The sequence below is a fragment of the Bacillus sp. MMSF_3353 genome (assembly GCF_030733445.1).
Lineage (GTDB): Bacteria > Bacillota > Bacilli > Bacillales > Bacillaceae_G > Bacillus_A > Bacillus_A wiedmannii.
Genome location: NZ_JASHJA010000005.1, coordinates 316,928 through 331,757 on the forward strand (window position 1 = coordinate 316,928; position 14,830 = coordinate 331,757).

General features: G+C 34.0%; 12 protein-coding genes. All 12 read left to right on the top strand.

Features of this window, described 5'->3' with window-relative positions; translation table 11 throughout:
• Positions 1–13 precede the first annotated feature (13 nt).
• Positions 14–1,168, top strand: a complete 1,155-nt coding sequence (locus tag RBB48_RS15090; protein ID WP_306007824.1) for a CgeB family protein — start codon at positions 14–16, stop codon at positions 1,166–1,168.
• A 146-nt stretch (positions 1,169–1,314) separates the two neighbouring features.
• Positions 1,315–1,851: an NADPH-dependent FMN reductase gene (locus tag RBB48_RS15095; RefSeq protein ID WP_306007825.1), complete on the top strand. Its 537-nt coding sequence runs from the start codon at positions 1,315–1,317 to the stop codon at positions 1,849–1,851.
• Position 1,852: 1 nt separating this feature from the next.
• Positions 1,853–3,082, top strand: a complete 1,230-nt coding sequence (locus RBB48_RS15100) for an MFS transporter (RefSeq protein ID WP_088609149.1) — start codon at positions 1,853–1,855, stop codon at positions 3,080–3,082.
• 723 nt (positions 3,083–3,805) lie between these two features.
• Positions 3,806–4,936 (top strand): RNA-guided endonuclease InsQ/TnpB family protein, encoded by a 1,131-nt coding sequence (locus RBB48_RS15105; RefSeq protein ID WP_306007826.1) that lies wholly within the window; start codon positions 3,806–3,808, stop codon positions 4,934–4,936.
• A 158-nt stretch (positions 4,937–5,094) separates the two neighbouring features.
• Entirely contained in the window at positions 5,095–5,652 is a 558-nt protein-coding gene (locus RBB48_RS15110; protein ID WP_306007827.1) for a YdcF family protein, read from the top strand.
• 100 nt (positions 5,653–5,752) lie between these two features.
• Positions 5,753–6,700, top strand: coding sequence for an ABC transporter ATP-binding protein (locus RBB48_RS15115; protein WP_306007828.1), 948 nt, complete (start codon positions 5,753–5,755; stop codon positions 6,698–6,700).
• A gap of 3 nt (positions 6,701–6,703) precedes the next feature.
• The gene (locus tag RBB48_RS15120) at positions 6,704–8,215 is read left to right on the top strand and encodes an ABC transporter permease/substrate-binding protein (RefSeq protein ID WP_000129146.1); all 1,512 of its coding nucleotides are present in this window, start codon (positions 6,704–6,706) and stop codon (positions 8,213–8,215) included.
• 213 nt (positions 8,216–8,428) lie between these two features.
• Positions 8,429–9,856, top strand: a complete 1,428-nt coding sequence (locus tag RBB48_RS15125) for a basic amino acid/polyamine antiporter (RefSeq protein WP_000129474.1) — start codon at positions 8,429–8,431, stop codon at positions 9,854–9,856.
• Between the two features lie 75 nt (positions 9,857–9,931).
• On the top strand, positions 9,932–10,192 hold the full coding sequence (locus RBB48_RS15130) for a hypothetical protein (RefSeq protein ID WP_000391452.1): 261 nt from the start codon (positions 9,932–9,934) through the stop codon (positions 10,190–10,192).
• Between the two features lie 106 nt (positions 10,193–10,298).
• Entirely contained in the window at positions 10,299–12,119 is a 1,821-nt protein-coding gene (locus RBB48_RS15135; protein ID WP_001236571.1) for an AAA family ATPase, read from the top strand.
• Entirely contained in the window at positions 12,109–13,959 is a 1,851-nt protein-coding gene (locus RBB48_RS15140) for a hypothetical protein (protein WP_306007829.1), read from the top strand. The genes RBB48_RS15135 and RBB48_RS15140 overlap by 11 nt, the downstream gene beginning before the upstream one ends.
• A gap of 274 nt (positions 13,960–14,233) precedes the next feature.
• A complete protein-coding gene (locus RBB48_RS15145) occupies positions 14,234–14,830 on the top strand; it encodes a hypothetical protein (protein ID WP_000487799.1) in 597 nt (198 codons plus the stop codon).

Here is a 14,830-nt window from a genome sequence, read left to right on the forward strand (position 1 = left end):
TAGTGGAGTAATCATGGAATTAATACGATGGGCGCTAGAACTAGGGGAATCCGTGCATGGAAATACGTATGAAGAATTGATGCCACTACTAGATTATTATTATGATCGTGATCATTTAAAAGCGTATTGTATCGCAAATCTCCTTATAGACATGGACGTAGCAGAAGAGCATCGGCAAAAAATCGAATTAAGAAGGTGCATTGCTGCTTATTATGCTGGAATGTATAAAGTAGCAAAAAAACATGCAAGTGAGCTTTTAATTAGATATCCGGATGTGGATTTATATAAAAATAATTTAAGACTAATGGAAGCTTATTTGAATAAAGAATATGATTATTGTCTTTTTATATGCCCAAAGACGTATGGTAGTTTTATAGATGTTGCGCGAGCTTTGAAATGGCGATTGGAGCAGGAGGGGAATAAAGCAATTATTTCAGAAACAATACTAGAAAATGTGAAAAATACAATTGTTTTTGGAGCGCATACGTATGCGCATAATCCGAATCTACTACCAAAAAATGCAATTGTTTATAATTTAGAACAGCTATATGAAGGAAGTCCTTATGCGCATCCTCTTTATTTAATGTTATTAAAAGATAAGGAAATTTGGGATTATAGTAAACAAAATATAGAATGGTTAAAACAAAAAGGAGTAGGAAAAGAAATAAAACATGTGGAAATGAACTATGCCCCAACTCTAGAAATAAAAAAAGATGCATTTGATGAAGAGTTAACTGAAGACATTGATATACTGTTTATAGGTGCTCTTAACCCAAGGCGACAAGCTATTTTAGATCAATTAAAAGTAGTTGCCCCGAATTTAAATATTGTTTTTAAAAATAATGCGTGGGGAATTGTTAGAAATGAGTTGATTGCTAGGTCTAAAATTATATTAAATATTCATTTTTACTTATCGGGTATTCTTGAAACTCCTCGAGTTTCTTATGCAGTGGCAAATAAGAAATTTATTATCTCTGAAAATAGTAATCCCGAGGACGAGATAGAGTGGCCAGGAATAGTGTTTACTCCGTATGAAAAAATAATAGAAAACGTTATGAAATATATAGAATTACCAGAAGAACGTATTAAATTAGCAGAAAAAGCGTATAACCATTTTGAAGCAAAAAGAAGCATAGACATACTGAGCGATAAAGCGGAAGAAAAGTAATTGTGAAGAACTCCTACTTTCGTATGAGTTCTTTTTTTCGTCTATCATACTATTTTATCAAGCTAGTTCCCTCTTTATATTGTGTTTTGTATAGAAATTTCTGATAATATATAAGTATAACTGAAAAACAAAGGAGAGAAATAATTATGAAACTAGTCGTTATTAACGGTACGCCAAGAAAATTCGGTAGAACTCGTGTGGTGGCAAAATATATTGCTGATCAATTTGAAGGGGAGTTATACGATTTATCAGTAGAGGAACTGCCTTTATATAACGGGGAAGAATCACAACGTGAATTAGAAGCGGTAAAAAAATTAAAGGCATTAGTGAAAACTGCAGACGGTGTAGTACTATGTACACCTGAATATCATAATGCAATGAGTGGAGCGTTGAAAAATTCGTTAGATTACTTAAGCAGTAGTGAATTTGTTCATAAACCTATCGCATTACTTGCAGTTGCTGGAGGCGGTAAAGGTGGCATTAACGCATTAAACAATATGCGTATTGTTGCTAGAGGGGTGTACGCAAATGCAATCCCAAAACAAGTTGTGCTTGATGGACTTCATGTACAAGACGGTGAACTGGGAGAAGATGCAAAACCGTTAATTCATGATCTAGTTAAAGAATTAAAAGCATATATGAGCGTATATAAAGAGGTGAAAAAACAACTAGGAGTTGAGTGATATGCCATCTCTGTATAAAGATTCACGCTTGTATTTCATTCTAGGGGCCAATAGTCTATCAGCTATTGGTTCCGGCATTGTTATGATAACGATTCCGTGGTTGTTAATTAAAGAGAATGGAGGAGAGACAACGTTTGGTTATGTATCCATCATCGCAACTCTTATTATGTTTTTATTAACACCGTTTATCGGGCAGAGTATTGATCGTTTTTCAAGAAAATCTTTATTATTATGTAATGAAGGTATTGGGATAGTCGTTATTGGAATGATGGCTATATGGGGATTTACTGGGCAACCTTATCATTCTATTCACTATATTCTAATATATATAGCAGGGTCATTTTACTATTTATTATTTTATCCTACAATATTTGCGTTTAACCAAGAGATATTTCAAGCAGAACATTATAAAAATTTAAGTGGAACAATGGAAATACAAGGACAGTTAACTCAAGTTATTTCAGGAGCGGCTGCTAGCTTCCTTATTGAAATCATTTCTTTAAAATGGATCTTGTTAGTAGATATGTTAACTTTTGCAGGAGCATTTTTCCTTTTCTTATGTATACCGTATGTAAAGAAAAAGGAAGTAAAAAGAAAAGTAACATTTAAGAAGCAATTGTTCGAAGGGATTCACTTTATGCAAAAGCGTCCGAAGTTCTTTTGGTTTTTACTGGCGACTTATATGCCGTTTATCGGTGTCATGATGGCAAATTATTTAATCCCGGTATATATCTCAGATCTATTAAAAGCCAGTGCCTCTGTATACGCAATAGAAGGTATGATGTACGGTGTCGGAGCGGTTCTTGCGGGAATAAGTATTCCAATTATGATGAAATATGTAAAGACAGAAGTTTCAATCGTCATGACGATGTTCATATATGTAATTTCAATTACCGTAATGATTATTGAACCTTCCGTAATGTTGTTATATGGACTTGCAATTTTTCATGCAATTGGAAATGCGGGTACAAGAGTGGCAAGAAATGTATTGATGATGGAGGAAATTCCAAATGAAGTAATGGGACGTGTAGACAGCTTATTTCGATTAATTGGTACAGGAATAAGAATTGTATTATTAATGCTGTTTACAGCTGGTGTATCTAAAGTAGGTGTCATGGTACCGTTTTATTTACTAAGTTTCATATTGATCCTTTCGTTAGGAATTGCTATAAACTATGTAATCTCAAAACGTAAATTCGAAGCGAGTGTTTCTAATAAATCGATCGTTTAAAAAATACTTCTGCCTTCCTTTCTTTTTCTATATAATAAAAAGAAAGGGTAATTAACTGTTACGATTTATTTAACCAATTATAACGAAAGTTAATTAAACATATCAGTAAGCCCTGCTAGTCAAGTGATTGGCTAGTAGTGAGGGTTAACTGCGGGCAATCCCTAAAGCTGATTGAACTACAACGTGGCTAGAAATAGCGAGCGTGAATGTCGCGAAAGCAGAAAAAATCAATCAGATCGTGCAAGGTTAAATCCTAAACACTAGAACAATGGGTCTTCCGCCTCGAATCATCTAAGTCAAAATGGATAAGATGAACGTTCAACGACTATCTCGTATAACTGACGAGAGTACACCACAAGCCTATGGTGGTGGAAAAATCCTCTATCTCTAAGTAGATAAACATATAGTCTGCGCTCATGTGAAAGCATGAGAAGTTCATAAGAGAACTGGCTAAGGAATTGCGCCCTTAGTTGAACGAGATAAATTTAATTAAATCTATCAAGTCTCATTGAATCTACCGAATCTATGCATTATGGTAAATTCAATGAGGTGAGAATAATAATGGAGTTTTTACGAGTTAGTCAAGTATCGGAATTAACAGGTTTGTATCCTAGTAGTCTTAGGAGAATGCTGATGGAACATGCTACTATTCAGAAGAATCAATCTTTTATTATCTGAAAGGTGAGTGCTCGAATAATCGCACAGTAAAGGAGTAGGCTTCTGATGATATTGGCGAAGAAAGTTAGACTGATTCCAACGCCTGAACAAGAAAAAGTGCTTAGAAACCATGCTGGTGCTGCAAGATTTGCCTATAACTATTGTAAAAGAATGAGTGATAGATATTATAAGCTATTTGGAAAATCTGTTTCACAGTTAGCTTTACAGAAACGATTTACAAAGATCAAGAAGCGAAAGAGATATGAGTGGTTAAATGACATCAACGCACAAGTTCCTAAACAGGCTTCAAAAGATTTTGATAAGGCGAGGAAAAATTCGTTCGAAAAGTACAAAAATGGTTCTCACACTTCTTATAAATCCAAAAAAGATTTAATCCAAGGATTTTATGCCAATTATGAAAGACTGATTATAGGAAAGAAAGTAGCTCATATTCAGTCTATTGGAGAAGTGAAAACAAGCCAACAACTACCAAGAAACAAAAAAACATCCAATCCAAGAGTTACATTTGACGGTCGTCACTGGTGGATTAGTGTAGGGTTCCAAGAAAACTTTGAATCACAAGAACTAACCAATGAGTCGATTGGTGTGGATGTTGGTTTAAAAGAGCTGTTTGTAGCTTCTAATGGTACGAAAGAACGAAATATAAACAAAGATGCCAAGGTTAAAAAACTTTTGAAAAGGAAAAAGTTAGCACAAAGAGATATGTCTAGGAGATTTAAAAAAGGTGTAAAAATTCAATCTGCCGGATATGAAAAAGCTAAAACTGAGCACCTGCGGTTATCTAGGAAAATTACGAATATCCGAATTAACCATATCCATCAAGCAACAGCTAAATTGGTGAAAACCAAACCAATGAGGATTGTTGTGGAAGACTTATCTATCTCAAACCTGTTAAAAAACAAAAAACTATCGAAAGCATTTTCATTTCAAAAATTACACTTCTTCTTTCAATGTTTATCATACAAGTGCGAGAAGTATGGCATTGCGTATGTAAAAGCTGATAAATGGTTCGCCTCAAGCAAGATTTGCTCATGTTGCGGAGTAAAATACGACCATTCAGTTCAACCAGAAGGACAGTGGAGTTTAAAAATACGTGAGTGGTGTTGTTTTGGGTGCAATAGCCATCACGATAGGGATGTAAATGCTTCGATAAATTTATCAAGATGGGTAAAATAAATGCTTGATAATAGGAGGTAACGATACTGCCTCGTGTGGAGTGTTATACCCCTCGTCCCTTCGGGGTTGCGAGAACACGATGAAGCACTAACTCGTGTAAATTTGATTGAATTGTATAGATTTAGTTAAGTTTATCGTATCGGAGTGCAAACTTATTTATGAACAAATGGATCTTGCTTATAATCTTATTATTTCCACCACTGTACATTCTTTATATGACGTTTCGAATGAAGAAAGTTGCTCGTGAAAAATTGAGTAATCACTCTCTGTACGTTCTTATTTTAGGCGCAAAGTTATTTGGAGATAGACCGTCTTTATCTCTTCAAAACCGTTTGGATGTAGCGTTGGAATATTTACATTCCCATCCTGAAACGAAAGTAATTGTTTCAGGTGGTCAAGGGGAAGATGAAGATATACCGGAAGCTCATAGTATGAGAAACTATTTAATGGTACATGGTATAGATGAGAGTCGTATTTTAATAGAAGATCAATCTACAAATACGTATGAGAATTTAAAGTTTAGTATGGATTTATATGATGTGAAACATGCGGTAGTTGTAAGTAATACGTATCATTTGTATAGGACCAAAATAATTGCAAAGCGTTTAGGCATGAAGATGGAGGCACTAGCTGCTGAAACACCAATGCGCTCTAAGAAAAAAATGTATGTACGTGAATATGCTGCAATAATGAAAACGATATGGTTCGACCGTTAGAGCTCAAATTTGAGCTCTTTTTTAATTATAAAGCGTATCATTTGAAATGAATGCCGTATTCCATCAAAATAAAGGAAACAACATTAAAGGAGTTGTATTTGTGATTCAATTTAATCATGTGTCAAAAGCGTATGAAGATGGCATGAAAGCAGTGGATTCATTGCATTTAGAAATTAAAAAGGGAGAATTTTTTGTTCTCATTGGTCCGAGTGGTTGCGGGAAAACAACGACAATGAAAATGATTAACCGTTTAATTGAAACGACTGAAGGATCTATTTTAATCGATGGAAAAGATATTCAACAATATAATATTAATGAATTGCGTTGGAATATAGGATACGTATTGCAGCAAATCGCTTTGTTTCCGCATATGACAATTGCAGAAAATATTGCAGTTGTTCCTGAAATGAGAAAATGGAGCAAAGAAAAAATAAAAGCTCGTGTCGATGAGTTGCTACAGATGGTCGGGCTAGGCCCAGACGTATATCGCGATCGTATGCCTGATGAATTGTCAGGAGGGCAAAAGCAGCGCGTTGGTGTCGTAAGAGCATTAGCCGCAAACCCGAAAATCGTTCTTATGGATGAACCGTTTAGTGCGTTAGATCCATTAAGTAGGGAACAGCTTCAAAAGGATATTGTACAATTGCAAAAGAAGATTCAAAAAACAATTGTATTCGTAACACATGATATGCAAGAAGCATTATCACTTGGAGATCGTATTTGTATTATGAAAGAAGGAAAAGTAGTTCAATTAGATACACCAGAAGGTATTATACATAATCCGAAAAATGAGTTTGTAGAAGAGTTCATTGGAAATCGTGGACAACCTTGGTATGAGGGGAAAAGTATAGAAGATGTATTGCCACTTGATGAAAGTATACGGGTAGAAGGGGATGCATTATCATTGCATTCTTCTTTACAAGAAGCATTAGTTCGTGTACGAGCTGACGAAGTCGTTCCAGTTGAAGAAAATGGTCAATATGTTGGAGCTTTAACAAGTCGTCATATTGTTAATTACATTGTTGAACAAATGAAGGAAAGAGGCTAAACAGTGACTGATTTTATACAAACGTTCCAAGAGCGAAAAATAGAATTACTAACTGCATTAAGTGAGCATTTACAAATATCGCTTATTTCACTATTTTTTGCAGTAATTATTGCGGTGCCACTTGGCATTTTATTAACGAGAAAACAACGAATGGCTGAATTTATAATAGGAACTTCTGCGGTTATGCAGACAGTGCCATCACTTGCATTACTCGGACTTTTAATTCCGTTAGTAGGAATTGGAAAACTCCCAGCCATTATTGCATTAGTTGTGTATGCACTATTACCTATTTTACGAAACACATATACAGGAATAAGGGAGTTAGATGAATCTTTAATCGAAGCAGCGAGAGCTATGGGGATGAATAGCTGGAGAAGACTGTGGAAGGTAGAGCTTCCTCTTGCATTACCAATTATTATGGCCGGTATTCGTACGGCGATGGTATTAATTGTTGGAACAGCTACATTAGCAGCTCTTATAGGTGCTGGTGGGCTCGGAAAACTCATATTACTTGGTATCGATCGAAATGATCATGCGCTTATCATTTTAGGGGCCGTACCAGCCGCGTTACTCGCTTTATTCTTTGATGTAGTACTTCGAGTGCTTGAGAGTCCAAAACGCTCTTCTAAGCGTATTATATTGACGATATGTATTACTTGTATAATGATTGCTTCTCCCTTTCTTTGGAACACACAAAAGAAAGATATTGTTATTGCCGGAAAACTTGGATCAGAACCTGAAATTTTAATTCAAATGTATAAGCAGCTTATTGAACAGGATACCGATTTACACGTAGAATTAAAACCAGGTCTTGGAAAAACAGCATTTGTATTTGAAGCATTGAAATCAGGAGAAGTAGATATATACCCTGAGTTTTCGGGAACAGCTTTATCTACTTTTGTGAAAGAAGAGCCAAAAAGCACAAATCGGGATGAAGTATATGAGCAGGCTCGCATTGGAATGGAAAAGAAATATAATATGGTTATGTTGAAGCCGATGGAGTATAACAATACATATGCACTAGCTATGCCGAAAAAAATAGCAGATCAAAATAATATAAATACAATTTCTGATTTAGGAAAAATGGCACAGGATGCTAAAGTAGGATTCACATTAGAATTTGCTGATCGTGAAGACGGTTATAAAGGAATGCAAAAATTATATAACTATAAGTTTTTAAATGTGAAAACGATGGAACCGAAACTACGTTATAGTGCAATTCAATCAGGGGATGTTAACGTAATCGATGCATATTCAACTGATAGTGAACTTGAGCAGTATGGACTGAAAGTGCTAAAAGATGATAAAGGGTTATTCCCACCGTACCAAGGTGCACCATTATTAAGAAAAGAGACGTTACAGAAATATCCTGAACTTGAAAAAGTATTAAATACATTATCTGGGAAGATTACAGATGAAGAAATGCGAAAAATGAATTATGAAGTAAATGTGAATGGAAAAAGTAGTGAAGAAGTTGCGAAACAATTTTTACAAAAAGAGAATTTACTTCGTTAATTTTACAAGAAATATACAAATTTATATGTATGAAATGACCGTTCATTACAAAATGAACGGTTTTTTTGTGCATACTTATACATTTTTTCAAAAAAGTATTCCATTTTTCTTCATTTTCTTTTAGAATAAGTAATGTTTTCCTGAAAAAATATAAGAGAAACGTCTATTAGAGAAAAAGGTGACTTTAATAGTTGAACGAACATAACACCTAGAATGACAGATGGGGTGGTACAAATAGAAAAGAAGTTAGGGTTTTTTCCATTAATTGCATTAGTAGTCGGAACGATGGTTGGTGGCGGTGTTTTTAGTTTACCGCATGATTTAGCAGTAGGAGCAAATAGCGGCTCTATAATAATTGGTTGGTGTATTACAGCGATGGGAATGATTCCACTCGCGCTCGTATATCAAACGTTAGCAAGACAAAAACCGGAGCTTGAGGGCGGAATTTATAGTTATGCACGTGCTGGTTTCGGAGAATATATCGGATTTAACAGTGCTTGGGGATATTGGCTAGCAGGAATTTTAGGAAACGTTGCAACAATCATGTTACTGTTTAGTACATTAGGTTATTTCTTCCCCATTTTTAAAGGTGGAAATAATGTTGCGTCTATCGTTGGTGCATCACTTTTATTATGGACACTTCATTTTCTAATTTTATTTGGAATTCGTGAAGCATCTATTATGAATGTTATTGCAACGATAGGGAAATTAGTTCCAATCGTATTATTTATTGTTGTAATGGTAACAGCGTTTCGCTGGGATACATTTACACATGATTTTTGGGGAGAAGGAACTATATCAGTTTCCTCTATACTTGGTCAGGTGAAAAATACAATGCTTGTAACTCTTTGGGTTTTCATTGGGGTTGAAGGAGCGGTTGTATTATCTGGTAGAGCGAAAAATAGCCGAGATGTTGGTAAAGCGACAGTACTTGGACTTATTTTAGTAATGTCTATTTATATTTTAATTTCTGTCTTGTCTATGGGAGCGATGACAAGAGGAGAGCTTTCCGTGTTAGAAACCCCGTCAATGGGACATGTATTAGAACATGTTGTTGGGACATGGGGCGCCGTTGCGATTAACATTGGGTTAGTTGCTTCACTTGTAGGTACATTAATAGGCTGGTTTTTACTTGTTTCTGAAATTTCCCACGTAGCAGGAAAAGATGGCGTGTTTCCGAAAGTCTTTACGAAAACAAATAAAAAACAAACGCCACATATGGCATTATGGATCTCAAATGGCGTTGCCCAAATTATATTTATAATCGTTCTGTTTTCAGAATCAACATATCAAATTATGTATTTTATTGCTTCAACATCAATTTTAGTACCATATTTATTATCAGCGTTATTCCAATTTAAATTAGTTATTACAAACGAACTAAAAGATGCAAAAGTAAAAAACGGTTCGTTAGCTTTAATTGCTTCTACTTATTCTGTATGGCTTCTATATGCAGCAGGTTTGAAAAATTTATTACTTGTTTCAATCGTGTATGGAATTGGGATTATTGTTTACATGTATGCAAGAAAAGAAAAAGGAAATCGTTGTTTTAAAGGTATTGAGAGATATGTAATGTGGGCAATTGTTATCGCAGCTATCACATCACTTTATATGTTATTAACTGGAAATATAAAAATGTAAAAGTCCTTTTAAATAAAGGGCTTTTTTCTTTGTCTAGAGAATATTTAATACATAAGATATTCAGGAGGGATGAAAATGGAAGAAAAAGAACAGTTAACCAGAATTGTTGATTTAGCGAGTGAAGTAAGGAAAGTATTAGTGCAAGAATCCTTTTTTAATCATCATCCTGAACTACGAGGAGTGATTGAAAATTTAGCGAGTGCTGTAGAGAATTTGGCGGAATTACAGCAAAATACAGATGAAAACGCTGAAGATCGATTACGATATGTACTTGCTAAAATGAAAATTGCTCATAATGCCATTTTACAAGAGAAAAAAGCATTTCCATCTCATTAATATACGTTTTAATTTTGAACCTGGCGGATAACGTCAGGTTTTTTGTTTCTAGTTTTTCGTTTCTTTCATACACTAAGAATAGTATGAAAAAAAGAAGGTGACGAAGGTGAGATTACATAAAGCTCTTCAGCCAAGTTTTATAAAAAGAATGTACTATATGAGGTTTATCGGAAAGTTTACAAAAGCAGAGAGAGAGAAGAATGGAGAGAACTTCTTTGTACAATGCCTATCGCCAATACCATTCACGTTACAAGAGCAATTAAAAAATGAACCATACGTATTTGAAGGTTTATGTAGCAATAAAAAGAATGAAAAAGTCTTTTCGGAATTAAAGAAAAGAAAATTAGAAAAGCAATTGGTTATGTTTCGTCTCTATTATGAAAGAGGACATATATACGTGGAGTTAATTTGTGCAGAAGAACCACGAGAAATGGCCAATGGCTATAAAATGATTCCAGTACCTAAAGTTTCCGAATACAAAAAAGGAGAGTCTTTAGAAAGAAAACTTGGAAATGGCTATTTGTCATTTCTAATGCCAAAATATCCGAAAGACTTTGAGCCTCCCGAATTATTGTGGCACGATGGAAGGTTATATGGAAATATATCTTTAAAGTCATCATCAATTAGTTCAATCGCATATTTTGAACAGCAGCGGGAATGTAAGTATATAGACTTAAATGACTGGATGAAGTATGTGGAAATAGCGGTAGAAGATCAATTGTATTTTGTAAGCAATCACATGTATGAGCAATTAAAAAAACGAATGACTGAAGAAGGTAAGCATGTAGAAGTAGAGGAAATAAAAGTGCACAAGGATGAATGGGAATGGGATGAGCGTGAATCCGTCTTTTTACAGTATGTAAAAAGTTTTGTACGTAATAAAGGGCTATATTTGGATGAAACGGACATTTATAATTTCCATATAAGTGCGAAAACAAATATGTTGACGATTCTAGGTGGTATACCAGGCGCTGGGAAATCCCGATTTGTGCAAGCTTATGCAGAAGCACTTGGATTACAGTATGGGGAAGAATTGGTTTGGATTCCGATTTCACCATCGTATCAAGAACCACATGATTTACTTGGTTACCTTCACCCAAATGGTACTTTTATTGAAAGTGAAACAAAATTAGTTAGGGCGTTAATGAAGGCAAAAGAAAATCAAAATCAACTATATATAATCGTTTTTGATGAAATGAATATGTCACATATTGAGCATTGGTTTACTCCATTTCTATCTGTTCTTCAACTTGAAAAGCAAAACCGTATTCTAAATTTGTATGAAGGTGTACAAGAAAAAGAAAATCCAATTCCATCAACAATTGAAATTGGTGAAAATATTATATTTGTAGGTACAGTAAATTTTGATGAAACAACGAAAGAACTCTCAGATCGATTATTAGATCGGACGAATTTAATAACGTTACAAAAGATTCCGTTTTGTGAGATGTGTATGGAACAAGAGAAAATTGTATTACAACCACCTCTGAAAGTAACTGCAGGAGAATTTCGTATAAGCTGGGTCAGGAATAAAGCGATGATTGAGGTGTTTTCTGAAGAAGAGTTAGAACTATTAGATAAGTTACATGTTGTATTGTCATCACATGATATGTCAAAGGGAATTTCATTTCGATGTGCAAACGCAATCGCTACTTACTTGCAAAATATACCGTTCCAAAATAATCATTCCTATATGATCAGTAGAGAAGAGGGATTTGATTTACAAATCAAGCAACGTGTATTGACGAAAATAAGAGGTACTGAAATGATGGTTGGGTCTTTACTTTCTGAAGACGTAAAAAGGGGGGCGACATTACTACCTCTTTTGCAATCGCCACTTGCAAACAGAGTATCTACATTTGAACACTCTTTAGCATATATAAGAGAAAAGCGTAGAGAACTGGAGCTGTATGGCTATGCAAAATGAAGGGCGATATGAAACAGAAATCGTTGATACGAAAGAAACACTCCCTTTTGTATTAAAGTTAATCATTGGAACTGAGGCAAAGGGGGAATATATTTTATTAAATCGTCTTTGTACATCTACTACAGCATTAGTTCAATGTATTTATAAAGTACAAGAATTAAAACCAATTAGATTGCATTACCATTATGAAAGTCCAATGAATATTACTTTTATATGGAATAAAGTATATGAGGGACAGAAAAATATAAAAGAGTCAAAATATGAAATAAATGAAAAAAAACAAAAGGTATTAATATATGAACATGGAAAAACGGAATTCTTTTATCCATGGCGTTGTGGATTATATCATTTTGAAGTGAATATAGAAGATAGAACGTATTATGGCGCATTTCAAATCGTTCCCAAAAATTTTTTTGATAATCAATTTGAAATGATTCAAAACTATGTAAAGTCAATTTTGAATGAGTTGATTTTAGATAGAGGTTATTATAAAAAGACTTTCTCTGCACTTAGTGATATTGAAGATTCTTCTTATTTAGTGTTACTTAGAAAGTTGCCGCAAAAAATGAAAAAGATAAAGCAAATTTTTAAGAAAATAGAATCGAGTTCAAAATTTATACATGAATATAAATGGGAAGAAAAAGAGCGGAAAGCAACGAGAAAAGGAGCCATAGTGGCGGAAAGAAAACCGTATGCAAAATATTATAATCGTAAGTTTATAGAACAAAAAAATAGTAAGGAAAATGCATTTCTTAAATTTAAAGCGATGCAATTTTATTTCTATTTACTTGAAGCTGAAAGTTTTTTGCGACAAACAATTGAAATATTAGAAAGAGCAAAAAGGAAGAAATCAGAAGAATTTCAAGCTGTAAAAACGATTATACAAACAATTGAGCGTAATGGATCAGTGACCGATAGAGAGAAACAAAAATATAAAAATATTCATTTACTAAAAGAGGCGGATTTGCGAAAAAGCTCTATGAAGATACAAGAATATAAAATATTAGCGCACTTTGTACATGAAAGTGTACAATACTTTCAAACTTTAATGCATTCTCCATTTTGGAGAGAAGTTTCCGAAACAGGTAACATGTACTCACATGATTTACCGATACCACATCAACAACTACTACAGCATTTAGATGTACTTCCACAATATACAGAACAATCTCCATCTTTATTATTTGTTTATAAACCAACATTTTTAGTGTATGAATATTACGCTTTTTTTATCGTTATTTCCATGTTAGAGCAAATTGGTTTTGAGGCTAGAAATTCCATTCGTGAACAAATTCAAGAACATTTTTATGTAGATGGATTACAGGATGGAACGACAGTAGTTTTACACCGAGATGATATTAGAGTACATGTCGCATTTAATGATTTAATTGAAACTCATCCCCTTATTGCATTAAGTAAAGGGAGTAATTTTTATAATGGAGAAGATACGAAGAAGCCAGACATTCGCTTAGACTGTTATGTAAAGGAAGAAGGAAAATACGTATATCAATCTTCTATTATTATTGAAGTGAAGTATAGCCCAATGTACAACATTTTTCAGCACGTTGGAAATACGAAGGCAACTGAGCAAATGTATAAGTACTGGTCTATAAAATATGTAGAAGAACAGGATGGAAAGAGAGTCTATTATCGAAGGGCCATTTATGAAGTTATTTGTGTATATCCAGGAAGTCATATGCATAGTAAAAAAATTGAGTCTGGATGTGGTGTGTTCTTGCAATTATATCCATATAAAACGAAACAAGGGGAAGAGAAATTAGCCGGAAAACATGGAATGGTACAAATTTTTGAGAAGTGGTTAAAAAGCATGAAGAAGTAAAAAAATCCTTTTTTATAAAGGATTTTTTTAGATTAAGAAGAAATATATGCTGTATGGAAGACAGCTTTATACGATTTGAATTTGAAAGTAATATAAATATATTGTTAGAAGAACGGTACATGAGGGATAAAAGACGATTAAGATGGAATTTAATTCGTTTTGCAGAATATAATAAGTCATAAATATTTTTAGTTGCATACGAAGATTTGTTCTTATATGATAGATAGTGAAAGCGTTATCAAAAACAGAGCGGCGATGGGAAAGGCGGGTAAATATGTTCCAGCGTGTTCAAACAAAAGAAGAACATTTTTGGTTCGAGCAACTATGGGGAGATTTTTGTGAAGAAAGAAACTTAATGTTCGTAGAACGTAATTTAAATCCATCACGATTTTTATTAATAGAAGATGAACATCATATTGGTACAGTAGAATGTATTAAGTATACGGAACCAGAGCAATCGAATTCTGAGTTTTTCTATCCGTTTTCTAAAAATGATTTAGTGAAAGATTTAAAAAATGTGTATGAAATAGGCAAGTTGAGTATTGCGAAAACGTCTCGTGGGAGAGGACACTTCAAAAGACTAACAGCTATTTTATTTATGCATGCATTAGAAACGAAAGCAGAATGGTATATTGCAGCAGTGACAAAAAGAATGTATATGTATTTATTAACACTCGGTTTCCCAATTGAACCGGTAGATAAGCCATTTCAGTTTCATGATACTTTACAAGGTGTACCAGTGCGAATTCATGCCCGAAAAGGGGCTACGCATTTGTATTCTTTAAAAGAATTTCGAGATGTGATTCAAGGGAATGCTCATGCACAGGCATTAATCGCAGAATACAGTAAGAATATTATGTTAACAAAATAA